This window comes from Gluconobacter sp. OJA, from assembly GCF_039638325.1.
In the GTDB taxonomy this organism is placed as follows: domain Bacteria; phylum Pseudomonadota; class Alphaproteobacteria; order Acetobacterales; family Acetobacteraceae; genus Gluconobacter; species Gluconobacter cerinus.
The window spans coordinates 99,476-123,422 of record NZ_JBDIWI010000003.1 but is presented as its reverse complement, the minus strand read 5'-3'; the positions used below and the strand labels follow the sequence as shown (position 1 = coordinate 123,422).

The following is a 23,947-nucleotide window of genomic DNA, read 5'->3' as shown; positions in this document are numbered from 1 at the left end:
AAAGTGCGTTTTACGTACGCTTAGGGTGAACGCCTGAAGAACATCCCGTTCGAAGTCATGCAGCCAGCAAGGAAGCAGGCATCCGGAGCGGCCGCAGCTTTCCGGTTTCCGGTTGTTCCTCGACGTTCCACCGATAGTCGCCCGTCAGGGAGATATGCTCCCAGCCGAGCGGCGCGATATGCCGCGCCAGATCATCGGGAATGCCGAGTGACTGGATGGCGGCTTGCAGATAGCGCGTGTTCCAGAGAATGATTGCCGCGACCAGCAGGTTCAGGCCCGATGCGCGGTAGGCCTGATTTTCAAAACGCCGGTCCCGCAATTCACCTAACTGGTTGAAGAACAGCGCCCGGGCGAGTGCGTTGCGTGCCTCGCCCTTGTTTAGCCCGGCCTGGGTGCGTCTGCGCAAATCCAGATCCCGCAACCAGTCGAGCATGAAGATTGAGCGTTCGATCCGGCCGATTTCGCGCAAGGCGACCGCCAAACCGTTTTGCCGGGGATAGGAGGCGAGCTTGCGCAGCATGGCCGAGGCCGTCACGGTGCCGCTGCGAATGGACATCGTCAGACGCAGAACGTCGTCCCAGTGCGCCGCGACATGATCGGCCGCAATCGGATCACCGGTCATGCCGCCCAGAAGATCACCCGGGATCTGGCCGGGCAGCAGGTGCAGCTTGCGCTCTTTCAGATCCCGCAGCCGCGGTGCGAACCGATAGCCGAAGAACGGCATCAGCCCGAAGACATGATCCGAGGCGCCACCCGTGTCGGTATAGTGTTCCTCTATCGACAGGCCGGTCGCGTGATACAATAGGCCGTCCAGCACATACGGCGCTTCCCCGGCCGTTGCGGCAATTACCCGGGTCGCAAACGGATCATACTGATCGGAGACATGGGTGTAGAAACTCACGCCCGGTTCACTGCCGTTACGCGCGTTGATGTCGCTGATCGCAGCACCCCGGCCACCGGCAAGAAATTGCTGTCCGTCGCTCGACGATGATGTGCCGTCGCCCCACAACGCCGCCAGCGGCACGGTGCGATGCGCCTCGATGAGGCGACCGAGCGCTTCGGTATAGCCGGTCTCGCTGATGTGCCAGTCATGCAGATGGGCCAGCTGGCGCAGGGTAGCACCCTGACAGGTATCGGCCATACGAGTCAGCCCGAGATTGATCCCGTCCGCCAGGATCACCGTCAGCAGCGCGTTCTTGTCATCAGCGATACGGCTGGAGCGCCGATGGGTGAAACAGTCGGTGAAGCCGGTCCAGGAATCGACCTCCAGCAGAAGATCGGTGATCTTGACCCGTGGCAGCCGATTATACGCGGCCCGCCGCAGATCCTCGACGACTGAGGGCGTGATCGCTTTCAACGGCGAAATCACGAGGCCACTTCCGTCCAGGCGCACCTGCGGCAGTTTCCCCTGTCGAGCCAAGTCCGATACTTGCATTAACGCGGTATCCAGCGTGGCGCGCCGTTGGGAGAGGAAGGCCTCGGCTGTTCCGTTGATCGCCAAGGGCAGCGGACCACGGGCACGCATCGCCGCGAAGGTAGCCTCCGGCAAGAGATAGCTGTCGAAGGCGCGGTACTGACGGCTTTCCGTCAGCCAGACGTCACCAGCGCGCAGGCGCTCGCGTAGCTGGATCAAAGCGCATAGCTCGTAGGCTGGGCGCACGAGCACCCCATCCTGCCTGACGAAGGCGCGCCAGGACGGCGGGATGAACCGGGTCGGGCACGTTTCCGGCAAGCGACGTTTACCGGTGCGGTAGAGATCGCCAATGAGCTGCACCGCCTCCAGCAACCCCTGCATGGCACGACCACCCCGAAACTGGAACGCGTTGAGGAATGGCCCGATAGCCGGACGAATGGACCGGTGCCGATCAATGAGTTCAGCCGTGCGGTCGACCGTTTCCGGCGCCGTCAAGGTTTCAGCCTTGCCAATTGCTTCGTCCAGACGCGGCCAATCGATCGCCGTGATGGCCGACAGCGAATCAATGCCTCGGGCGCGCGCCTCGATCAGGTGACGGCACGAGGCCATCAGCAGGCGCAGTTGCGCCTGCAGTGATCGCACCGTGACGATCGCCTTGTCGCGCGTGCGATTTTCGGCGCGACGCATCATGCTGCCGAGCAGCTTATCCATCATCGTCAGCGCGGCATCAGTCAGTATCTCTTCGAACCGGATCCCACCCGCCACCAGAATGGCATGGCGTCGACCGACGGGAAGCTCGGCCAGATGCTGGGGGGTGATCCGGGCGGCCTCGTCACTCAGGCGGTCGAACGCCATGCGCGGGATGGTCGCGGCGCGCGAGGCGTCCAGCTTCAACGCCCTCACATGATCGAGGCGTTCCAGCAGACGCAGCACATTGCGCGATGCCGGTGACAGAGGCGGATTGCGCAGCCATGACAGCCAGGAGGCACTGCGCTCGCTGCGGCGCTCCAGGATTCTGTCCAGGCGAGAGCGGGTATCAGGCGTCAGGTCACCCGACAGCACGTCCTGCACAAGCTGATCTGCCTGCTGACGGGCGCGGCGGACCAGCGCCTCGATTACCGTTACCGACGGCAGGAGGATCTTGCGGCGTCGCATCTCGTCGATCAGGATCACGGCCAGACGGGATGGCTGGGTCACGTTCTGCGCGATCGGCATCGCAAAAAGGGTCAGATCCTGAAACGCCGCCCGGTCGAAGGCCCGGTAGCCGTGACGCCGCATGAGAGTGGCCAGATGCGACCGGCGGGTTTCGTCACGACGCGCATAGTGCTGCCAGATGCCGGGTGACAGATCGAGCTGCCGTGCCACGAACGCCAGAATGGGGGCGGGTGGCGTTTCGCGTTCCTCCAGAACGCGTCCCGGCCAACGCATGTAGAGCATGACCATCGCAAAGCCCAACCGGGATGCATCGCCGCGACGGGTCGCGATCAGATCGAAATCGTCCTGTCCCAAGGTGGAATTTCGCGTGATCTCACGTTCATCGACGGAGGGATCAAGATGTCGCGCAAGCGCTTCGCGGGTCAGCAGGCGACGGCGCGCCATGATCGTACATCTCCCTGATGTGTCCGAAAGAGGATCGTTGAACGGACCCGCTCTGGCCGACCAGATGACCCATGGAAAACGGCCAAGAACAGAGTCTCATATAGATAGTACGATATTTTTTGCGATGAAGGGTCCTTATACGTTACAATATTTCCCATGACGCACGTCCTGATTGGCTACGCCCGCTGCTCGACCGACAAGCAGGACCTCGCCGTGCAGCGTGAGACCCTGCTCAACCTCGGGGTCGCCGCTGAACGGATCTATACTGACAAGGGATTCACCGGAACGACCCGGACCCGCCCTGGCCTGGATCAGGCTCTGGCAGCTGTGCGACGCGGTGACACCCTCGTCGTGCCAAAACTCGATCGGCTGGCCCGATCGGTGCCGGACGCGCGCGCGATCGGAGACGACCTCGCCGCCAGGGGCGTACGCCTCCAGCTCGGTGCCAGCGTGCATGACCCGTCCGATCCGATGGGCAAGCTCTTCTTCAATATCCTCGCAACATTCGCCGAGTTCGAGGCCGACCTGATCCGGATGCGAACCCGCGAAGGCATGGCGGTTGCCCGTGCCAAGGGCAAACTGCGCGGCAAGAAGCCCAAGCTCTCCGAGCGGCAGCAGAAGGAACTGCGCCGGATGTACGACACCGGCGATTACTCGATCAGCGATCTCGCCGACGTCTTTTCAGTGTCACGGCCGACGGTTTACCGAACGCTTGTGCGTTTAGCTGCTGTGCCTGCAACGGAAGCATGACTGGCGGCAATTATGTTGTATGCGAAGGTCAGGGAGACAGTTCGATAGTTTCGAACGTTCCAATCTAGACAATCTCATGGATGGTTCAGAAGCTTCGGATCATTCTGGTGACACGCAATCCAGGAGAGTTACGATATGACCGAGCCCGATCAACACGACATCGTCATCATCGGTGGGGGCGCAAGCGGCACGCTGACGGCGTGGAACCTCGCCACCCGCTACGGTATGACTGCGACGCTGGTCGATCCGTCCGACCGTCCCGGCTTCGGGCTCGCTTACTCAACACCGTCATTGAAAAATCTCCTGAATGTCCCGGCCAAGGGCATGAGCGCCGACCCGGCCGACCCCGACCACTTCTTGCGCTGGCTGGCCGAGAACGTGCCCGGCACGATCGATGACGGGGAGTTCGTGCCGCGCGCGCTCTATGGCCTTTATCTTCGCAACCTGCATTCTATCGCAGCTCCTGAGCACGTCCGGCAGCGCGCCGTCGGTTGTCACCGGATCGACGGCGGCTTTGCCGTGACACTCGCTGACGGGGAGGTGCTATATGCCAGACAGGTCGTGCTGGCTTCCGGGCATTTCGATCCGGCGCGCCTGCCCGGTATCCCGCGCGAACTGGACGACACCGGCCGCTATCACCACAACGCCTGGGATGAACGGGCATTGGCCAACGTTGCGCCCGATGACGCGGTGACGCTGATCGGCACCGGCCTGACCACGATCGACGTACTACTGCGTCTGCGGGAGAACGGCCACCGCGGACAGGTGACGGCCCTGTCGCGTCGCGGCCTGTTTCCCGAACGGCATGCGGCATACACGAAGCTGCCAGCACCTGTCTTTACACCCGGAAATACAGCATCAACCGCACTCGCCTACCTGCGCGCTTTCCATGCGGCACTGAAACGCGGCACCGACTGGCGGGCGGCGGTGGACAGCATGCGTCCGGTCATCAACACGCTGTGGCTGGCGCTGCCGGATGTCGAAAAATCCCGTTTCCAGCGGCATTTGCTACGGCGCTGGGAAATCCTGCGGCATCGTATGGCTCCGCATATTGCAGATATCCTTGACCAGGAGCGTCAGGCCGGAACCTTGCGCGTGCTTGACGGGCGCGTGACCGCAATCAGCACCGGCGAAGATGGCCTGATCGTCAGGGCCGGCGACGACATGACGATCACCGCCGCCCACGTCATCAACTGTACCGGCCCCAGCCTGAAATACCAACGCGCAGACGCGCCCTTGCTGCACGATTTGTTCAATCGGGGTGAGATAGTTCCTGGTTTCAAGGGCGCGGGCCTGTCCTGCACGCCGGACGGTGCGCTCATCAACGCGGAGGGCGACGTGGCGGACGATCTGTTTACAATCGGCCCGGCGCGGCTCGGCGTGCTGCTGGAGTCCATTGCCATTCCGGAAATCCGCGTGCAGGCCCGTGAGGTCGCCGACCGGCTGGCGCAGGCCGTATGATCCCGCGCTATACCGATCACGCAGCCAATGAGCGGACCTTTCTCGCCTGGCTCCGCACGGCGCTTGCCATTGTGGCCTTCGGCGGCGTACTGGCGAAATTTGACCTGTTCCTGCGTCTGGCGGCAGACCAGCACGATGCCGCCGCACCGCGCCCTTATGGGGTCACCGCCGAACTGGGCGTCGTGTTCGTCGCGCTCGGCGTTGTTCTGTTCGCCGCAGCGTATCGGCGGTTCCAAGCCACGCGTACGGCAATCGCGGCGGATACGACGCATTACTCGGTCGGTCCTGGGATGGAGCGCGCGCTAACGATTGCGCTTGGTGCCCTTGGCTGTGCCGTGCTGGTGGCCCTGACCCGGGCGGTAGTGTCATGACGCTGGAACAACTTCGGATTTTCGCAGCTGTCGCCGAGCGCGAGCACATCACCCGGGCCGCCGAATTCCTCAATCTGACGCAATCCGCCGTCAGTCATGCCGTGACCCAACTGGAGGGCGAATTCCAGCTTGCTTTCTTCAGCCGGATCGGTCGCCGCATCGAACTGACACCGGCCGGTCGGTTGTTCCTTGAGGAAGCGCGCACCGTGCTGAACCGCGCAAACATCGCGCGCGAGCGGATGTTCGACCTCGCGGGCCTGCGCGACGGCAGCCTGCGCCTGCATGCCAGCCATACCATAGCGAGCTACTGGCTGCCCGCGCGTCTGAATGCGTTCCGCGCCGCGTATCCCGGCATTCGCCTACACGTCACGATCGCCAATACACGCGATATTGCGGCAGGGGTGCAATCGGGCGAGGCGTCGATTGGCCTGGTGGAAGGCGATCTGCCGACGCCGGACTTGCACAGCGATGTCGTCGCTCAGGATCAGCTGCTGCTGGTCGTGGCCCCCGATCACCCATGGGCGTCGACCCCGCCCGCGACCCGCGATCTCGCGCGCAGCCCGTGGGTTCTGCGCGAGGCCGGGTCGGGCACGCGCATCGAGTTCGAACACGCACTCCACGCCCTCGGCGTCGATCCGGCCGATCTCGACGTGATGCTGGAGGTCGCGTCCAACGAGGCGATGGCCAGCGCCGTGGAGACGGGGACCGCTGCTGCTGTGCTCTCGGCAAGCGTGGTGGCGGGCCGGATCGAGGCCGGGCTGCTATGCGCCGTGCCCATGAACCTGCCGGACCGGCAGTTCCGCGCGCTGCGCCACCCGCAACGCCGCCTGTCGCCGGCGGAAACTGCCTTTCTCGCCCTGCTGGGCGCCCCTGTCACAGTGAACAAGCCATGACGAAGCCGCTGCAGAACCTCGCCCATCCGCGCGAGATGATCCGCCAGTTCACGCCCAACTGGTTCGCTGCCACCATGGGGACGGGTATCCTGGCCCTCGCGCTACCGCAGATCCCCGTCGCCGGTTCGTATCTCCACGGCGTCGGCACAGCGTTGTGGCTTTTCAACATCGCCCTGTTTGCCCTGTTCGCCGGGCTTTATGCCGCGCGGTGGATGATGTTCGGCCACGAGGCGCGGCGGATCTTCGGGCATGGCACGGTATCGATGTTCTTCGGCACCATACCAATGGGACTGGCGACAATCATCAACGGCGGCATCGCGTTCGGCATTTCGTTGTTCGGTGAGGGCATCGTGGGCATCGCCCATGCGCTGTGGTGGCTGGACGTGGCGATGTCGATCGCCTGCGGGGTGCTGATCCCATATCTGATGTTCACACGGCACGAGCATCGTCTGGAAGGCATGACGGCGATCTGGCTGCTACCGGTCGTGGCGGCCGAAGTGGCGGGGGCATCCGGGGGACAGATCGCGCCGCATCTGGCGGATGCGGGCACGCAGCTCACCGTGCTGCTCACGTCCTATGTCCTCTGGGCGTATTCGGTGCCGGTCGCGTTCGGCATCCTGACGATCCTGACGCTACGCATGGCGCTGCACAAACTGCCGCATGAGAGCATGGCGGCGTCATGCTGGCTGGCGTTGGGACCGATCGGCACGGGCGCGCTCGGAATGCTGGTGTTGGGTGGGGACGCACCTGCAATCATGGCGCTGCATGGCCTGCGGGAGATCGGCATCGCGGCCCACGGCATGGGGGTCTTGGCGGGGCTGCTGTTGTGGGGCTTCGGGCTGTGGTGGTGGTTGATGGCGTGCCTGATCACGGCGCGCTACTGGCGCTCGGGCATCCCGTTCAATCTCGGCTGGTGGGGCTATACTTTCCCGTTGGGCGTTTACACGGTCGCAACGTTCCGGCTCGGTGCGATGCTCGATTGCGGGTTTTTCGGCGTCGCGGGCACGGTGTTCTGCGTGATGCTCGCCATCATGTGGCTGGTCGTCGCGGCCAAGACGCTCGCCAGCGGGTGGGCGGGAAATCTGTTCGTCTCTCCCTGCATCGCAACCCCGGAGTAGAGCGCATCGGCGTACGGCCTGATTTCGTCGACCGTGTATCCAATGAACCAGCGCATTGCGGCGCATTACCCTGAGAAACGCGTTGCAGGGCGCTGAGCTTTTCTCGAATGAGGCCTTCCGGGTGAAAGAGCAACCCGGTAATCTATTTTATCGAACGTTCTAAGCGATACGTTTCAATTTTCAGCCTCGTCCCCTGATCGTATCAAAGTCTTCACGAGAAGCGAGGCGGGAAATCGGTCCTGGCCGCGAAGCTCGAAAGGCAATGATTTGCATTCCGGAGAGTGTCTCTGCCCCTCCGAAAAATCATGCGCCGAAATGCGATCACGGGAACAGGCTTCCATGAAAATTTTTGGCAAATCGAAGGTTCTGCCTCTCGCCTCCGTCCTGACGGGACTGGCTCTGCTTGGCGGATGCGGAACGGCAATCACCAGCAGCAACAATCCCTCGCATGAACGGGCGCGTCTGTGGTGGGACTACAAGAGCCTGCCCGTCAAGTTCATCGGAACGGTTCCGGGTCAGACAGACGCGACGCTGGCTGCCCTTTATCCGACACAGGACGGCGTGGCATCGGCAGACAGCCGTCGTATCGTGATGTATCTCAACGCCGTGCGATTGCCTGCCAAGGACGAACTCTGCTCCGCCGAAACGGAATTTGCCCAAGGCGGGCCGAAAGGCGGTTTGACTCAGGTCACCGCAGCCATGTGTGACGGATCGAAAGAAATTACCCGCACCTCGGGACAGATTGCCACAGACGGCGCCTCTGCCCGGTGGCTGACGATCGGCTTCGACAATATTCGCGACCAGCTCTACACGGCGCTCACGCCCGGAGCTAATCACCCTTACATGGGGAACTGAGTTGTCCAATGCCGCGCGTGAAGTCGCTTGGGATATCAAGCGCGGCATCGGCATCGATGTTCAGTGATGGATCAACAATGGCAGCATCTCGTGGGCAAGAATGTCCTCGGTCACGCCTCCGAAAAGCCTTTCGAAGAAACGCGGATGCGTATAGGCGCCCATAACGAGAATATCCGCATTTGCGCGCAGTGCATGATCGCGAAGCGCGATCCCTTCACCGTCATCAATCCGAAAACGGTCGATACCGACACTGATGCCGGCATCCATCAACCGCCGGGCAGGATCAGGCATACATTCATCAGGGAGCGCTCCGATCAGGAAGGTCACGTGTTCGGCAGTCAGCAGCAACTTCCATGCCGCCGATAGTGCGGCATCCAACGCCCGGGACGGCTCCCACAGAATGACGGGACGAACGCCGATCGTCCGGGGCGCCTGCTCAGGAGCGATTAATACGGCGGCGTTGGCATCGAAAAGTGCTGCCATGAGAGTCTTTCTGGTCCGGTCGGGGTCGCTTGGCATGTGTCTGCCGACGACCACGAGATCGGCTTTCCGGCTTTGTTCGGCGACGATACTGCGAACGTCGCCTATCGCCTGGAGCCATTGTGCTGAGCCCGTGTCCGCGAGCGTCGTCATCCATCGCTCGGCGATGTCGCGCAAGGTACCACTCAAATTCTGTTCGCGCTTTTCGAACTCGGCGTGTTCGCTCTGCGTCTCGATGCCTTCGTCCTCAGACTGGAAGTCCGGATTGGTCTCCTGCCGCGGATGCAGGATCGTCACCTTGCAATCTTGCAAACGCACCATGAGGCTATCGACGGTGCGAAGGGTCTGGAGCGCCGGCCCAGGCCGATCGAGAATGGCCAGTATGTGCATGATAGATCTCCACTCCAAAGATAAACGACCTTCGGGACGAAGAGAGGCGCACATGTCTCCTCGTACCGATTGCGGCACAGAGGAGTCATCAGCCTTGCGGCGGTTTCAGGGGAACCCCATCCCCTTGTCCAGGACGACGAAATTCTGCTGTTCGCGCGTCATCGGGATTATGTGCGCCCGGCAGTGAGGGCGAGCAACAAAAAAGGAGGGCTGGCAGGTCACAAATACAGGAAACGGCTCTTCTCGGGATTAACCATGCCCCGACGGCGGCACCCTGAAGTAGCGCACTGCGACCGCTTTATGTTAACTCTCCCGACAAGGGGATGGAGCTCCCCCTTCAACCGCCCTCGCAAGGGCTGATGGCTCCTACCGCGACACAATGGCGGTGGGAGTGCGTCTGCATTTCGCCGCCCGAAACAGCGGGTTCCGTCCGAACTCGCGCAGAAAGGGAATGGCATGTCGTTTACAACCTGTCTTATCGTCATGGTCGGAGGCGCTCTCGGCACGTTGGCGCGTTACCTGGTTTCCGTCGCGGCCATGCCGATCAGCCGCTTCATCCCATGGGGCACGATCCTCCCCATCAACGCGCTCGGCTCGTTCGTGATCGGTTTCTTCGGCACGTTGACCCTTGCGGACGGGCGCTATCCGGTGTCGGAAAACATGCGTCTTTTCGTGATGATCGGGCTCTGCGGCGGCTATACGACGTTCTCATCCTTCAGCCTGCAGACGCTCGACCTGATCCGTAACGATGCCTGGGGGCGGGCGTCCGTGAACGTGGCTGCGTCGGTCATTCTCTGCATCGGTGCCGTGGCGCTGGGCCATATCACGGCCGACGGGTTCAACACGGGCGCCATCCGCATCGCCCAGACCGCAACCGAAGAAGACGCCTAACCGATAGGGCATCATGATCATGAATGGCTCAGGTGTGCCCCCTTGGTTGGTATGGGCTCTGTTATCAGCCGCCTTTGCGGCAATGACGGCAATCCTCGCCAAGCTCGGCGTTCAGGGGGTTGATTCTGATATCGCAACTTTCGTGCGCACGATCGTCATCGTCGTCGTGCTGGGAACGTTGCTTGCCCTCACCGGCAAGCTGCGCGCGCTAGACCCCATCGGTGGGCGGACGGTCCTCTTCCTCGTGCTGTCGGGTCTCGCCACGGGAGCATCATGGCTATGCTATTTTCGCGCGTTGAAGCTGGGCGATGCGGCGCGCGTGGCGCCTGTCGACAAGCTGAGTGTCGTTTTCGTGGCGATTTTCGGCGTCCTGGTCTTGGGCGAACATATGTCCGCCAAAGGCTGGGGCGGGGTTGTCCTGATCGCCCTCGGTGCTGTTCTCGTTGCCGTGGGCTAGGCACCGCGGCCATAACGCCGCATTGTTGCGCAACAGGGCCAATGAGTTTGTGGGGGCGTGCCTGTGCGCCGTGTTTGCCTGGTGCCTGACGGGTCCGGTGCACGCGCAGGGCGATCCCCAGGGTCTGAGCGCTAATTTACCCGTCAGGCTCAAGGACGCCTTTGTCACGCCGTCAGGACATGTCGCGCTGCAAACGGCCGAGCGCGTGAGTATAGCCGGCGACGGGCGCTACAGCGCGCGGGGTGGTCCGGCCATCAAGCTGGGGCTGCCCGGCCGGATCGAACTGAGCTTTGCGCCCGTGCGTCAGTTCGGCGACGCGTCAAGTGTTCATGGCAATCTGGCGGGCGCGGAAGTGGAATGGAACTTCCGCCAGCAGGGGCGCTACGTTCCGGCCATGCTCATATCGCTCATCCGCCAGGAGCCTTATGGGGGCGGCCATCAGGGACCACGCGACAGCGTCCAGTTCGTTGCGACGAAATCGCTTGGCCGTTCCAGGCAAGCGCCCAGGGTCGGCATAGAAATCGCCTGGACGCGATCCTTCAGGGTTCGGCCTGACGAGCGGCCGAAACGATGGATGGTCGGGATGGTCAGCTCGCATCTGATAGGGCCTCGAACTGCGCTGGTCGCCGATGTGGTGCGTCAGCAGCAAACCAGGCAACGACGCCTGTCGAGCTTCGTTGATATCGGCTTTAACCATATTCTGGAGCCGGCAGTAACAATAAGCGGTGGTCTCGGGGGCGGTGTCGCCAGCGATCGTGGAGCTGTGCGGGTTTTCATCGGCCTGAAATGGACCTCCGGGGTGATCTTTCAGGGGCTATGACCGAAGTCACATCGACGAGCGATCAAGAAAATCGAACGTTTCGTGCTTTCAAATGAGTTGGTTCAGGTGATCAAGAGAAGCGCATGATCAGGCTCTCCAAAGGAGACCGACTATGAACGACATGACTTCAAACCTTCGCGCCGACCGTCGCCATGCCCTGCTGGGCCTGATGGCGGCCACCGCCGGCGCCACGATCGCCACCACTTCCACTGCCTTGGCAGCACGATCTTCCTCGTCCCATGCGGACGGAACCGGCAATCTTGCCGTGCTGACCTCGCAGCTGGCCAGATCCCCGCGCCGCCGCGATTTCAGGACCGTGCCGATGGTGCTCGACGACCCGCACATGTGGGACGCCCAGGCACTTGATCTGGTGATCGCCTATCGCGGCGAGCGGAAGCAGGTCTGGGACAACACAGCAATCGATAGCCCCTGGCTCAACCTGATGCGCAATTCCGTTAACGCACAGGTGTTTTCGTTCAGACACCCGGACTTTCTCGCGGTGTCGGCCACGCATGGCTCCGCTCACCTTGCCCTCTATGACCAGACAATCTGGGACAAGTATCAGCTGGCGAAGCTCGCCGGGCCGGCCTTTGCGTCAAACACGCTTATCAAAACGCCAGACGGTGCTCTCGATGCTTCGGCTCACGAGGATACGAAAGGCCTTTTCGGAGCGGCAGGCAACACGATCCCGATTTTGCAAAAACGCGGCGTCGTCTTCATGGCCTGCCACAACGCGATCTGGGAGCAGACGGGCAAGCTGATCGAGAAAGGTATCAATCCCGATCGTCTGTCACACGAGCAGATGGCCGCCGAACTGACCAATCACCTGATCGACGGCGTCGTCCTGACCCCCGGCATCGTGGCAACGATCCCTGAACTGCAACATGCCGGTTTCGGCTACGTGAAGTGAGAACGACCATGACACCGTCAAGAATAAGAAAAACCCTGTTGGCCACAGCTGCGGCGACTTTCGTGCTGTCGACTGCTGCGGCGTTGGCCGATCCGGTGCAATGGAACGGCAAGGCGCAGACCCCGCATTACGCAGAAGACGTGTTTCCGCCGTGGCAGTGTCAGGTTGCGAGACGTCATTGGCGTAATCAAGGATTTCGTCGACCTGTTTCATGATGTCACGACCAGCCGGTTTGATATAGTCTTGATTACGTGACGCGGGATGTTTTTCAAGCCATGAGATGATGCATTGGGCGGGAGCGATGCCGCCCAGAACACGCTGCGGGCGATGATTGTAGGCGAAACAGAAGCCTCTGAGCAGAATTTCCAGATCTTCATGGTTTGAGACACAGACCTGCAGTACTTCTGTAGCGACACGGCCATTGAAGCGTTCCACCATTCCATTGGTCTGAGGGGAGTAAGCCTTGGTCCGGCGTCGGTCGATTCCCATGTCATGACAGGCTTTTTCGAAGGCGTCCGCTGTAAAGCAGGAGCCACGATCGGTCAGGATATGGGTGATCCGGAAAGGAAAGGCCGATTTGACGGCATTGAGGAAATCAACGGAATTATCCGCATTTTCCGCGTCATAAACAGCCAGGTGCACTGAACGGGAACAGCGATCGATGGCGACATACAGAAAACGTTTCCGCCGGTCCCCATCTGCTGTCTGTAATTTTGGCAGATGTTTCACATCGATATGGACATAACCGGGATCGTAATCGCGGAACTTTCCCTGTCCCCGAACTGGTCCGGCCTTTGGAACAGGAGGCAGCCTGTTCAATCCGGCGTCTTTCAGTATCCGCCAGATATTGTCCCGGTTCAGATGCGGCAGGAAATGCCGTAAGACAAAGGTCAGATCATCCAGACCAAAACCGGTAGAACGCCGAAGCTGACAGACAATGGCGCGCTCCTCCTCCGAGGCTTTCCAGGCCAGCCTCCAGGGACGGCTGCTGCGGTCCTGACAGGCGTCCGAACCACGCCTGCGCCACTTGCGGACTGTTTCATCGCTGATCCCGTAGCGTCTGGCGAGCACGGATGTCGGTTCTGACGAACGAGCTATCTCAGCCCGGACAGCCGGTGTCGTGCGTGCCTGTGGGTGGATCTGAAGCATCATTCGGTCTCCCTGCAAACGGAAGAAAACAACGAAGCATAACGCGGTATCGCCCACGCTACATCATCCCAATGACGTCTCGCAACCTGACAGTTACGAGAGACTTACGCGACCTTTTGTAAAACTACGGCCGAAAGGGATGCGCCTCAGCCTACAGCTAAACCTTACATGATAGTTCGTTTAACGTTCTCTCTAAGCGTACGTTAAATGCACTTTCGTGTAGTCACCCCATTATCAGCTGTTGGGTCGATCCGTACTGCCAGATCCGGAATGACGAGGTTCTCATCGTCCGTCAACGGCACAAGCATTACGTTTGGCCACTCAGGCGGAAAGAGGTCGTCTTCGACAACAACAGCCGGCCGACGCTTGTTGGGCTCCTTCGGCAGGGCATCTCCGCGCCAGTCCGCCAGCACAATTTCTCCAGGCGAGAAGATCGCTGCCATGGCAACCGGCCGATCAGGCGCCATGAGTTCCGCCAGCCTCTTCAAAAAGCGCCTGGGCGGAAGGCGTCGTAGCGACGTAGCGGGCAACACGCGCACTGTCCCTGCGGATCCGGTCTCGGCGCGCACTCTTTGCCCCTGTCTCCAGCAGATCACGAATGAGCTGGCTCAGAGGGATACCGCGTGCCGTTGCTTCCTGCTCCAGGTCAGTGCGCAGCCGCTCGTCCAGACGGATCGAAAGGGGGGATGCCATGACACACTCCATACATTCAGAACGTCGATAACGTAGCGCAATTTCGTAGCGCAAAACAACATATTTGGCAGGGCAGAATGCGCCGAGAGGTCTTCGGCCTCGGCCCGCCCCTCCCCCACCGGATGCAACACCCGCAGGGTGGCGCGAAGCGCAAACTGAAAGTTTGCATTTGTGTATGGAAAAAGAAAAAACCTGCAACGATCTTGCCTCGATCTTGGAACGATAGCGCAGCGATAACGGCACGATCTTTGACACGATGCGAGGGTAATGCTAGGCGTAGCTCAACGAGGAAGGACGCAGACATGAGTGCAGCGATGGCAGTGGGGGGAACCGACGGCGCAATGTTCACCGCATTGCTGGGCTGTCAGCGCGGAACATGGGCGCACTCTCCGCTTTTCCAGTGGATGACCAATAACTATGAGGCGATGACGCAGGCCATCACGGGCAAAAAGGTCCGCTGGCAGAAGATGAGCGAGGCTGCGGAATCCGCTGGCCTTACGAATGTGAATGGAGAGCCGCCAAAGCCTGCGACTGTCCGCAGTACGTGGTACCGTGTCCGCAAGGCTGTCGGTGCGATGCAAAGGCAAAAAGAAGAAGCCCGCAACACAGCTTTGGCAGCTCGTGCCGCAGCCCGCGCGGCCTCTCAGGCACAAAAGCAGGATGACGCTGAAGGACGGGAGACACTGAACCGTCGCATGGCGGAAGCCGATGCGGACCTTCGCGAAAAGCAGTTACAGGACGCCCGCGATCGCAGCCGGTCAGTCCTGTATCCTGAAACGGTCCCGCAGGTACGGACTGAAGCCGCCCCGCCAGAAGAACGTGAGGCCGCTCCTGCCTTGAAAATCGGACGGGTGGCCGAGTTTGTTGTCATGAGAAAGCAGGCTCCACGCTATGGCAGGGACCGGGACATTCCTCTGCCACCGCCCTATGTTGGTCCACGTCCCGCAGGAATGCCGAAGGATCTGCCACTTGAAGCCCTCATGCCACTTGAGGCTTCTGGGCGAACTCCCGAGGGCAAACTCGACTTCGAACAAATGCCGGGTCTGCCGCGCCGTTCCTTCTTTGACAGAGACCGGGAATGGGCACTTGCCTGCCTACCCATGATTGAGGTCATCCCCCCGCGCGAACGGAGCAAACCTCTCAAAGCGATGTTCTGTCTTTTGAAAATGAAGATCGGACGCTAATCCGCGCCCACCTGAGCTGTCTGCACTCACAACGGGATCTGGGAAAATGATCGAGCCGTCTTTGGCGGATCATTCAATGTCAGGAAACCAATGTGACCGAAAAACCAAAACGCCTTTCAACGCCTGAGCTGCATGAAGCGATTATAAAGTCTCTCGAACTACGCTCCCTGATCAAGGCCGGACGTGGAAATCTTGGTGGAACGACTTGCCTCGCTCCGCTTGCGGAGCGAGCCATTTTTCAGGGGCGGCCTCTTCTTCTGGGGGACGGAGATGTTCGTAACCCCGGCATTTCCCTGTTCAAAGAGATTTATAAAACTCACGGGCTTCCTTGCCCGTCAAACGAGGAAGCCGGCCACCTGAAAGAATGGTTTGCCAACAGCTTCAACGAAGCGGCCATGCGCAAGTCGTCCCTGATGATCGACATCGGGGGGGGCGACAGAACCTTGGAGGAATGGGCCGCCGAAGATGACATCATCGGTGCGGCGGATGCCGTCGGGATCCCGGTCACAGGCCTGTTCATGTGTGGCTCCCAGCCCGGTGACATCGCCTACCTTGAAAAGCTGTGGGCCAGCGGCCAGTTCCGGCCCCGCCGTGGCATCATCGTCCTCAACGAATGGACCGTTCCGGCCGGGCATAAGCCGGACACTGTTTTCAACCCGATCATGAATGATGAGCGCCTTATGAACGTGGCGGGGATGGAAACTGAATTTCTGCGGATTCCAAAGCTATCCTGCATGAAAGAAGTACTGGCGAGTGGCCTGACTTTCCATGACGCCGCCGCGGGTAAGCCGGGACAGGACGGAACGCCCCTCGGTCCGATGCGTCAGTGGCTTGTCAAAAACTGGCTGGAGAAAATCGAGGAAAACATCTCGGATGCAGGTATCGAAGACTGGCTACCATGAGACGGAGCCGCAAATCCGAGCCGGATCTGCTCGACCGGCTGAAAACAGGCGCCAATCCCTTTGGAGGGATTGGCAACCGGAGATTTCTCGACCTCCTTGCAGACGGAGAGCAACACTTCGTCTGTTACAATGCGGTGGGGGAAGCTGAGCATCTTGATGTGACCGATCTCGGCGTCACCATCCGCTCCCTCTCCACCATCCGGTTTCCCGTGGGGGTATCGTTCTGGGAGTGGGAGCCCAATGGAACGGAGCGGCTTCCGCCGCTTCGAAAAAACAGCGTGCCGACCCGTTGTGGATTTCTGGTGATCGCGGATCAGTCAGGGCAGCGCGGGATGTTGCATTATGCAGACTACCGTCCGCGCATGAAACTACACGGCAGGCCCATGGCAACAGTCTATCCGGTTTCTTTGACGTTCGATCTCCGGGATGACTGCGCTCCACCGGACACGCCACTCTTTTTTGGCGATGAAAGCCATTACACCCACCAGCCTGATCTTCCTCCCGAGGCTCTGACGGCGTTTGACGTCGAGGCGAGCCCGAAGGATGCGGCGGCGCTGATGAGCCATTTTGGAGCGATGCCCTCCCCGCTCTACAAGAACAATCCTGAACTCGCCTTCCCTCAGGATGTGTCTTTGTTCTCGTCGAAAGACTGGGTGCTTTTCCAGTCCTTGGCCGATGACCTGATTCATGAGGCCACACCGTTTATGTGCATGCAGTTGGTCATTCGGGCAGCGCATGTCCGCAGTTGGGCCATCGAACAAGGCACCGGGGCGGGGCTTCGGAAGGTTACCCTGTACGATACCGAGGTCCTGACATGAGTGAACTCACAGACAACGGGACGCTTGACGGACTGGCCGAGGCGGGTCGGCTGATGGAAGAAGCCGCCCGGCTTGATGGCATTGATGAGCATTCTCCTCTTGGGCGATGGATCAGAGCCCAACGCAAGGGAATGGACGCCTTTGCGCGGGTTGTTCTGTCGTGTGCCTCTGAAATGCAGGATTTCAGAGGGGAAGCCCGCGACATCATCGAGATGGCCAAGCAGGAACAGACCACCCTGCGGGACCAGTTCATCGAAAGCCGTCAGCAGGTCGAAAAGCTGGGGGAAGTCGCGGCGCGGAATGTCGAGAAACAGGAACTGTTTCGAGACCGCGAATTGCAGGCTACCCTTGGTCGGATCGTCTCTGGCGTGACCTCGGAGCTGCGCAAGGAAGTTTTCGACCAGTTGCGGACGGAAATTCCGACGCATGAGCGCCAGTTCTACAAGGAAGCCCGGTGGCGCGCCTATGTGCGGATGACGCTGGCCGGTGCGGTCCTTATCGGACTCGGCTTTGCGTCTGGCTACACGTATGACGGCTATGCGGCGAGTGTTGGCCGTTATTGCGCAGAGCATCAGGCGTTCGACACGAAGGGCGCATCATGGTGCCAGATCGTCCCGCCGCCGATCCTGCCGAAGTCCTGAGCGGACTCTTGCACACCCGCACCAGGGCGAAGCCCTGACGCAGCATATGTCACAGCCGCGCTTGCGCGGTTGTGTCCATTTTGGCGCGGTCTGACCGGACAACAAAAAAGGCGGCTCCCTGGGGAGCCGCCTTTTGCGTGTGTGGACCTGGCCGAGGCCGATCAGGCGAGGCCGTTCGAGGCGGCCCGGATCTCGGCAGGGGTGGCACCAGCGGCGCGCGCGTCTTCTGCGGCCTTCTCAATGCTGGCATCGAAGCGGGTATTTTCCAGAAAGGTCATGAGGGCGTCCGCGATGGCAAAGTCACGCGCAAGGTGCTCCAGCCTTCTCAGGGGGAGGCTCTTGGCGCTGGCGTCGGGGACATATCGGGCGAGTGCGTGAGACATGGGACAGGCTCCACGACCGGGCGGGGCCGGTCGCTCTTCGATGAGCAGAGGGACAGGAAGAGGCCGCGCCCTGTGGGCGCGGCGGGCTTGACTTAGAAGCCCATGGCGTCGGCCTGAACGGCGGCGACGTCACGGGAGAGGCTGCGGCCAGTGTCGCGGGTGTAAGGCTTCCACGCCTGACCCATCAGTTCCTCATAGGCGGCACACGCGCCGGAAGCGACGCAGGCCAGCGCGTAAGCCTTCGCGCCGTTTTCGGCAGCGATGCGGCGCAGGCCATCCACGCGGTTTTCTCCACCGTCCACGCCCATGCGGTCTTCGTCGCGGTCGCCGTTGGCGTAGCTGTCTGCGGCATCCTTGGCGATCATGCGGCGGGTTTCATAGAAGTTCGCGGCGCCATAGGCGGACCGGATGAGACCATCCACCACGCGGTCAAGGTGCATCCGCAGACCGTTGAAATTCTGCTCGCCCCGGATATAGGTCACGAGGATGGGAGCCATCGCGTCGTATTGCTCGCGCACTGCGCTGGACCCCAACCCGGTCAACTCGTCAACGTCACCGGCCTCGACACCGAACGCCAGCACGATTTTTGCCATCTGGTCTTCAGACGGAACGAGGCGAAGAATGTCGGCCAGACCCGGAGAGGCAAGAGCCTTGGTGCGGCGTTGGGCTTCGTTGAAGCGACGGACAGCGGCGGGGGAGTAGTTGCCCTGAGAAGCGTTCTGGGACATTGTGTTGGATGCGTCGGACATGAGAAGTTCCTTTTCTCGTCTAGCGAAGTCCCGGCTTGGTGTTCCAGCACTAACCGGGGCGCTTTATCTTAAGGGCCAATCCCTCTCGACAAGTAAAAGATAGCCTTTTCGGCCTTTCATGACAAGAGAAAAAACGCAGAAAAGCGCCATAAAACGCGCTTTATCTTTGCGTGACAAGTAAAAAGATTTCTTGATTACTTTATGAATACCTGTCGTTTTCCTAGACCCATCCTGCCCGTGCGGCGAGCACACTGACGGCGACGAGAGTGGAAGGGAGGTGGCGTTTTCCTGAGCCCATCCTGCCACCGGCCAAGACGGGCGACGGGACAGGCCGTCAAGCCCGGAGCGTCCTGAGCAAGGGGGGCAGGTTTGCGGCTGATGCGGGGTCGCGTGCGGCCCTGCAGCAGACGCGGGCCTGACACCTGCCGCCGAGGGTCGCGCAGTGGCTTTACGGACTGGCACGGCGACTGTCAGACTGAACGCTGGATGCGAGGCCGCCTCCCTGTAACGTGCCTCCCCGGACGGTCCGCAGGACTGGCCGGGGAGGTTGAGGAGCCGTCTCACGGTCGAACGTGCCAGACCAGAACCGTCCGTTCATGGAAAAGGAGCGGGTGAACCGTTACCCGGACGGGCCGAGACGCAGGGTCCAGACGCCCGACCGAGGGCGGCTGGACCCTGTGGCTCGGTCGAACTTGGCGACGCAGGAGCCTAGTGAGATTGATGCGGTGAACGGCCTCTATGCCTCACTTCAGTGCTAGGGTGCTGTTGCCAGTCAGGGCATCCGGAGAAGAACAATGACAGACATTGCAGTTATCGGTCTTGATCTCGCCAAATCTGTTTTTCAAATCCATGCTGTGAATCAGCAGGGATTGCCTGTCCTCAAGCGCCAAGTTCGACGCGGCGAGCTCCTGAAGTTTTTCCAGAAACTTTCGCCATGCCTCATTGGCATGGAAGCGTGCGGCTCAGCCCATTATTGGGCACGCGAGTTTGAAGCTCTGGGACATACCGTCCGACTGATGCCACCCAACTACGTTAAGCCTTATCTCAAACGCGGTAAAACCGATGCTCGCGATGCCGAGGCTATTTGTGAAGCCGTCACACGACCGACCATGCAGTTCGTTCCTGTCAAATCTGTAGAGCAACAGTCTGTCCTGATGCTGCACAGCAGTCGCGATTTGCTGGTGAAGCAGAAAACCATGCTCATCAATGCTCTGCGAGGACACTTGGGTGAAATCGGTATCATTGCTCCTAAAGGTGTTGTCGGCGCCAAGTCTCTTGGAGGCCTCGTCCATGAAAATCAGGACGCATGGCCAGATGAAATGCGAACCGTCGCACATGCCTTTCTGGATCAGCTTCGCGTGATACAGACCCAGATTGAGAAACTGGATGACAAGATCCTGCAATGGCATCGCAACAGCGAAAACAGCATGCGGCTTGCCACTGTCCCAGGGATAGGTCCAGTTGTCGCGAGTGCGATCGCGGCGTCTGTTCCTGACCCAAAGCTCTTTCGGTCGGGAAGACATTTCGCTGCATGGCTTGGTTTGACACCGCGTGTGCATGGCTCGGGTGGCAAAGATACGCTCGGACGTATCACCAAGGCCGGTAACGGCTATATACGCAGGTTACTTGTCGTCGGCGTTACGGCCCTGCTGCGTGTAGATCGCAAAAAAACACCTAGCCATCTCTGGGCTCAGATGCTCCGGGAGAAAAAGCCTGGACGCGTTGTCTCAGTCGCATTGGCGAACAAGACAGCACGGATTGCATGGGCTCTTATGAGCCGCGGCGAGACATATAATGGCACTCCGGCGGTCCCATCTGCTGTTTGCTAGAACCAGAGACAAAGCCGGCCATCGTTTGATGATCTGGTAGATGTGCGGGAGTGTTGAGTTTTGATGACAGACCGGACTGCTTCGGGAACAGAATAAAACCGTGTTCACCCTTGCGCCACCAGAGCGCGTGAGATTGTTTTGGTCTTCTGTTCGCGGACTTCATCATGGCCAGCAGTCTTTAATGACTGCACGAAAAGGCCGGACACATGAGAGCACCAGTTCCGTACGTTTCAAAACGAGATTTTCCTTGCGCCATAGAGGCCGTTCACACAAGAGTGAACGAACCCGTCAGGGCCGCCCCGATCCTTCTTTTCTCAAGCCTAACGGTGCAAATTATTTCCACGGTTTGTCCAGAAACGAGTCCCGCGTGAGCAAAAACGCCACAAAACCCACGGCAAGCACCAGCAGACCTCCCCGGGTTGGATGTAGAAATCCCTGCCAGATCAGGAGAAGAACGGCCACCTGAATGACCAGAGCGCCGATGCGGATTGCGTTGTTTCGTGACATTGGCTCAGTCTAGTCTTTTCCTCTGTCCTAGCGCAGCCCCCCTGTGGGGGGCGAGCACTGGGGGCATCAAAGCTCGCGCCGGCGAGGCGCGTCCGCCTGATTGAACTAAACGAGCGGACAAAAAAAGCGGCCCGGAGGCCGCCTGTGTCGTTTTGTCAGGAAGGACTATGCCGCTTCTGTCGTGGGCTGGCGGTCGGGAGTAACCGGCTAGCAATCCAGCCGAAAAGAGCGCAGCCACCTGCGAACGCGGCGAGCATCATCAGCAGGTTTGGGAAAAACTCATTCATCATGTTCGGTCTCCGTTGGCGTGACCTCAGTGTTCGGAATATAGCCCAGAAGCGTCCACGCGGCAATTTCAAAAGCGGCGGCGGCAAGCGCGGCTGCCAGACGCTGCCACATTGGAACGGCCGCTCCCGTGAAGAGCGGAGCCACAATCCCCGCCCCGAGGATTGCCAGCGCAAGGCTCTGGCAGCCGCTCGCGAAAAGCTTCACGCGCTCGGTTGTGTGCTGCGTTGACGTGGGAGGTCTGGGAGGCAGTGTCGGCAGCATCATGGAAAAGTCTCTTCGGTGGTCATAGCGCCGGCTCCTGTGAGGAGAGTGAACGGGAACGGTCCTTTGGCAGGACCGTGCAGTGAACTGCGTACCTTAGAATGGCGTCTGATCGTCCCGTTCCTCATCCGACTGGCCCCAGCCGCCTCCTTCGCTTCCGCGGTTGCTGTCCAGCAGAACCAGTTCACCCTTGAACCGGTCAACGACAACTTCTGTCGTGTAATGCTCCTGACCGCCCTGATCGGTCCATTTGCGGGTGCGCAGTTCGCCTTCGAGATAGACCTTGCGACCTTTGCGGAGGAACCGATCTGCGACGTCCCCCAGACGCTCATTGAAAATGACGACACGGTGCCATTCGGTGCGCTCACGGCGCTCCCCGCTCTGGCGGTCATTCCAAGTCTCAGACGTGGCGAGTGTAAAGCTCACGACCTTGGACCCGGACTGCATATTGCGGACTTCCGGGTCTTTACCAAGGTTGCCAACGAGAATGACTTTGTTAACGGAACCAGCCATGAGAGCCTCCAAGAATTAGGGAACGTATCGACTGGACTTGTTCGGCGCCATTGCCTCTGTCCATGAATAGATATTAGGTTTTTACTTGGACTCAGTCAACGAAAAACGGCAGAAAACCGGCGTTTACGAAGCAATAAAGCCGCGTGAAAAGTCGTTTTACTTGTTGAATACTCAAAGGATATTTGATGTTTTCCTAGACCCATCCTGCCCGTGCGGCGAGCACACTGACGGCGACGAGAGTGGAACGACGCTGGCGTTTTCCTGAGCCCATCCTGCCACCGGCCAAGACGGGCGACGGGACGGGCCGTCAAGCCCGGAGCGTCCTGAGCAAGGGGGGCAGACTTGCGGCTGATGCGGGGTCGCGTGCGGCCCTGCAGCAGACGCGGGCCTGACACCTGCCGTCGAGGGTCGCGCAGTGGCTTTACGGACTGGCACGGCGACTGTCAGACTGAACGCTGGATGCGAGGCCGCCGTCGTGGAACGTGCCTCCCCGGACGGTCCGCAGGACTGGCCGGGGAGGTTGAGGAGCCGTCTCACGAACAGATCACCCAGACCAAGACCGTCCGTTCAGGGAAAAGAACGCGGGCAAGCCGTTACCCGGAAGGGCCGAGACCCGAGGGCCAGACGCCCGGTTGAGGGCGGCTGGACGTCGGGGCTCGGTGGAGCTTGGCGACGCAGGAGCCTAGCGGAATAGAGCGCGCGAACCCTTCAGGGCCGCCCCGATCCTTCTTTTCTTCTGCCCTTCACATCACCCACGAGTCAGTATCGAAGAAAGAAAACACATTATCCCCTCTCTCCTGCTCTGCCTTCTTCAATCTCCTCCTCAGCACCTTCTGCTCCTGACGGGCCTTGCGCCTTTTCTTCTCATCACCCTTCCAGCAGTCCCGCAGGACAGCACGCAGTTCGGGACACTGTGCGCTGATCTGTCCATAAGCCTGACGCCGGAACCGGGCCACGCCGCCGAAACGGTCGATGCCTGTCACGAGGGTACTCCTGCCGATCCCCGGATAGAAAATCACGCCGAGACCGTCCTGTGTATCGGGTGTTGAGGGCAATCGAAGGAAGAGGGTGGCGAAGCCATCCGAGGTCTGAACCCATCCGGGCGCTGGCCCTACCAGTTTCCGCAACGGCATCAGGTCAAAGTCCGGACAGTTCTCGGCTATGGCTGCCGTGAGAGGCGGAGACCTGTGCCAGAAGCTGGCGCTACATCCCAGCCAGTCTTTTGTGGCGTCTGTCGGAAACAGGATTCCGAAGACTGTGATGAGATCCGCTTCATAGACAAGCTCACCGCCGTGCCATTTGGCAAAGCCCGGATCATCGAAGCAGTCGAAATACTCCATTCCCCGGATGCTGACGTCTGGATACTCGTCAGACAGCCCCAGCCCATGACCAAGAAATGACGTCCCGATCCCGCTTTCGAGGGTCATCACCAGCGTGGTGTCGTTCTCCCACGCCATCTGGTCCGGTGCGCAGGTCCGGTAGGCGCGCTCTCTGGCGATCTGGCGCAGACGGTCCTGTGGGCCGGTGAGCGTGAAGACTGTTATGACGGGAGTAGCCACGGAGAACATCCTTTTTCATTTTCTGGATGCTTTCCCGCGAGGCGCAGACGGCTGGACGGGAC

25 protein-coding genes, 2 pseudogenes and 2 riboswitches are annotated in these 23,947 nt (G+C 60.4%); of the genes and pseudogenes, 15 read left to right on the top strand and 12 right to left on the bottom strand.

Going from position 1 to position 23,947, the window contains the following annotated elements:
- Positions 1-55: 55 nt before the first annotated feature.
- A complete protein-coding gene (locus ABDK75_RS14620; protein WP_346006271.1) occupies positions 56-3,013 on the bottom strand; it encodes a Tn3 family transposase in 2,958 nt (985 codons plus the stop codon).
- A 156-nt stretch (positions 3,014-3,169) separates the two neighbouring features.
- Here ABDK75_RS14620 and ABDK75_RS14615 point away from each other — a divergent pair, with 156 nt between their 5' ends.
- From ABDK75_RS14615 to ABDK75_RS14590, 6 genes are all read left to right on the top strand, one after another.
- A complete protein-coding gene (locus ABDK75_RS14615; protein WP_010510905.1) occupies positions 3,170-3,763 on the top strand; it encodes a recombinase family protein in 594 nt (197 codons plus the stop codon).
- Positions 3,764-3,898: 135 nt separating this feature from the next.
- Entirely contained in the window at positions 3,899-5,224 is a 1,326-nt protein-coding gene (locus ABDK75_RS14610; protein ID WP_010510907.1) for an FAD/NAD(P)-binding protein, read from the top strand.
- Positions 5,221-5,595 carry a YidH family protein gene (locus tag ABDK75_RS14605; RefSeq protein WP_010510909.1) on the top strand — a complete coding sequence of 125 codons (375 nt, stop codon included), beginning with the start codon at positions 5,221-5,223 and terminating at the stop codon, positions 5,593-5,595. Before ABDK75_RS14610 ends, ABDK75_RS14605 begins: the two co-directional genes overlap by 4 nt.
- The gene (locus ABDK75_RS14600) at positions 5,592-6,488 is read left to right on the top strand and encodes a LysR substrate-binding domain-containing protein (RefSeq protein ID WP_010510913.1); all 897 of its coding nucleotides are present in this window, start codon (positions 5,592-5,594) and stop codon (positions 6,486-6,488) included. Before ABDK75_RS14605 ends, ABDK75_RS14600 begins: the two co-directional genes overlap by 4 nt.
- Positions 6,485-7,606 (top strand): TDT family transporter, encoded by a 1,122-nt coding sequence (locus tag ABDK75_RS14595; RefSeq protein WP_010510914.1) that lies wholly within the window; start codon positions 6,485-6,487, stop codon positions 7,604-7,606. The genes ABDK75_RS14600 and ABDK75_RS14595 overlap by 4 nt, the downstream gene beginning before the upstream one ends.
- Before the next feature lie 339 nt (positions 7,607-7,945).
- Positions 7,946-8,461, top strand: coding sequence for a hypothetical protein (locus ABDK75_RS14590; protein WP_010510917.1), 516 nt, complete (start codon positions 7,946-7,948; stop codon positions 8,459-8,461).
- 60 nt (positions 8,462-8,521) lie between these two features.
- Here the strand turns inward: ABDK75_RS14590 and ABDK75_RS14585 are convergent, their stop codons facing one another.
- Complete coding sequence (locus ABDK75_RS14585) at positions 8,522-9,331, bottom strand: universal stress protein (protein WP_010510919.1); 810 nt, start codon at positions 9,329-9,331, stop codon at positions 8,522-8,524.
- A 72-nt stretch (positions 9,332-9,403) separates the two neighbouring features.
- Positions 9,404-9,464, bottom strand: a riboswitch (Fluoride riboswitch).
- A 177-nt stretch (positions 9,465-9,641) separates the two neighbouring features.
- Positions 9,642-9,707, top strand: a riboswitch (Fluoride riboswitch).
- 80 nt (positions 9,708-9,787) lie between these two features.
- On the opposite strand from ABDK75_RS14585, the gene crcB reads away from it, so the two are divergent.
- From crcB to ABDK75_RS14565, 4 genes are all read left to right on the top strand, one after another.
- The gene (gene crcB, locus ABDK75_RS14580) at positions 9,788-10,222 is read left to right on the top strand and encodes a fluoride efflux transporter CrcB (RefSeq protein ID WP_010510921.1); all 435 of its coding nucleotides are present in this window, start codon (positions 9,788-9,790) and stop codon (positions 10,220-10,222) included.
- A gap of 13 nt (positions 10,223-10,235) precedes the next feature.
- On the top strand, positions 10,236-10,679 hold the full coding sequence (locus ABDK75_RS14575; RefSeq protein ID WP_010510924.1) for an EamA family transporter: 444 nt from the start codon (positions 10,236-10,238) through the stop codon (positions 10,677-10,679).
- A 205-nt stretch (positions 10,680-10,884) separates the two neighbouring features.
- Positions 10,885-11,499, top strand: a complete 615-nt coding sequence (locus ABDK75_RS14570; protein WP_346006270.1) for a hypothetical protein — start codon at positions 10,885-10,887, stop codon at positions 11,497-11,499.
- 112 nt (positions 11,500-11,611) lie between these two features.
- On the top strand, positions 11,612-12,409 hold the full coding sequence (locus ABDK75_RS14565; RefSeq protein WP_010510927.1) for a transcriptional initiation protein Tat: 798 nt from the start codon (positions 11,612-11,614) through the stop codon (positions 12,407-12,409).
- Positions 12,410-12,708: 299 nt separating this feature from the next.
- Here the strand turns inward: ABDK75_RS14565 and ABDK75_RS14560 are convergent.
- The 3 genes and pseudogenes from ABDK75_RS14560 to ABDK75_RS14550 all read right to left on the bottom strand — a co-directional run.
- Positions 12,709-13,558: pseudogene (locus ABDK75_RS14560) on the bottom strand (IS481 family transposase); the annotation flags it as partial.
- Between the two features lie 203 nt (positions 13,559-13,761).
- A complete protein-coding gene (locus ABDK75_RS14555; protein WP_346006269.1) occupies positions 13,762-14,025 on the bottom strand; it encodes a type II toxin-antitoxin system PemK/MazF family toxin in 264 nt (87 codons plus the stop codon).
- Positions 14,015-14,251, bottom strand: coding sequence for a hypothetical protein (locus ABDK75_RS14550; protein WP_346006268.1), 237 nt, complete (start codon positions 14,249-14,251; stop codon positions 14,015-14,017). Before ABDK75_RS14550 ends, ABDK75_RS14555 begins: the two co-directional genes overlap by 11 nt.
- A 302-nt stretch (positions 14,252-14,553) precedes the next feature.
- Between ABDK75_RS14550 and ABDK75_RS14545 the strand changes: the two genes are divergently transcribed.
- The 4 genes from ABDK75_RS14545 to ABDK75_RS14530 all read left to right on the top strand — a co-directional run bounded on the left by ABDK75_RS14545 (position 14,554) and on the right by ABDK75_RS14530 (position 17,796).
- Entirely contained in the window at positions 14,554-15,435 is an 882-nt protein-coding gene (locus ABDK75_RS14545; protein WP_346006267.1) for a hypothetical protein, read from the top strand.
- A gap of 92 nt (positions 15,436-15,527) precedes the next feature.
- Positions 15,528-16,337: a hypothetical protein gene (locus ABDK75_RS14540; protein ID WP_346006266.1), complete on the top strand. Its 810-nt coding sequence runs from the start codon at positions 15,528-15,530 to the stop codon at positions 16,335-16,337.
- Positions 16,334-17,155, top strand: a complete 822-nt coding sequence (locus ABDK75_RS14535; RefSeq protein WP_346006265.1) for a hypothetical protein — start codon at positions 16,334-16,336, stop codon at positions 17,153-17,155. Before ABDK75_RS14540 ends, ABDK75_RS14535 begins: the two co-directional genes overlap by 4 nt.
- The gene (locus ABDK75_RS14530; protein ID WP_346006264.1) at positions 17,152-17,796 is read left to right on the top strand and encodes a hypothetical protein; all 645 of its coding nucleotides are present in this window, start codon (positions 17,152-17,154) and stop codon (positions 17,794-17,796) included. Before ABDK75_RS14535 ends, ABDK75_RS14530 begins: the two co-directional genes overlap by 4 nt.
- Before the next feature lie 161 nt (positions 17,797-17,957).
- Here the strand turns inward: ABDK75_RS14530 and ABDK75_RS14525 are convergent, their stop codons facing one another.
- On the bottom strand, positions 17,958-18,179 hold the full coding sequence (locus tag ABDK75_RS14525; RefSeq protein WP_346006263.1) for a hypothetical protein: 222 nt from the start codon (positions 18,177-18,179) through the stop codon (positions 17,958-17,960).
- Between the two features lie 92 nt (positions 18,180-18,271).
- Positions 18,272-18,928, bottom strand: coding sequence for a hypothetical protein (locus ABDK75_RS14520; protein ID WP_346006262.1), 657 nt, complete (start codon positions 18,926-18,928; stop codon positions 18,272-18,274).
- A gap of 794 nt (positions 18,929-19,722) precedes the next feature.
- Between ABDK75_RS14520 and ABDK75_RS14515 the strand changes: the two genes are divergently transcribed.
- Positions 19,723-20,757, top strand: coding sequence for an IS110 family transposase (locus tag ABDK75_RS14515; protein WP_346006261.1), 1,035 nt, complete (start codon positions 19,723-19,725; stop codon positions 20,755-20,757).
- Between the two features lie 333 nt (positions 20,758-21,090).
- On the opposite strand, the gene ABDK75_RS14510 is transcribed toward ABDK75_RS14515, so the two are convergent.
- The 5 genes and pseudogenes from ABDK75_RS14510 to ABDK75_RS14490 form a co-directional block, all read right to left on the bottom strand.
- Positions 21,091-21,264, bottom strand: a complete 174-nt coding sequence (locus tag ABDK75_RS14510) for a hypothetical protein (RefSeq protein ID WP_346006260.1) — start codon at positions 21,262-21,264, stop codon at positions 21,091-21,093.
- A 155-nt stretch (positions 21,265-21,419) separates the two neighbouring features.
- Positions 21,420-21,554: a hypothetical protein gene (locus ABDK75_RS14505; protein ID WP_255494206.1), complete on the bottom strand. Its 135-nt coding sequence runs from the start codon at positions 21,552-21,554 to the stop codon at positions 21,420-21,422.
- On the bottom strand, positions 21,544-21,816 hold the full coding sequence (locus ABDK75_RS14500) for a hypothetical protein (protein WP_024717183.1): 273 nt from the start codon (positions 21,814-21,816) through the stop codon (positions 21,544-21,546). Before ABDK75_RS14500 ends, ABDK75_RS14505 begins: the two co-directional genes overlap by 11 nt.
- Before the next feature lie 132 nt (positions 21,817-21,948).
- Positions 21,949-22,326 (bottom strand): annotated as a pseudogene (gene ssb, locus ABDK75_RS14495) (single-stranded DNA-binding protein); the annotation flags it as partial.
- A 743-nt stretch (positions 22,327-23,069) separates the two neighbouring features.
- Positions 23,070-23,894: a hypothetical protein gene (locus ABDK75_RS14490; protein WP_346006259.1), complete on the bottom strand. Its 825-nt coding sequence runs from the start codon at positions 23,892-23,894 to the stop codon at positions 23,070-23,072.
- Between the last annotated feature and the right edge of the window lie 53 nt (positions 23,895-23,947).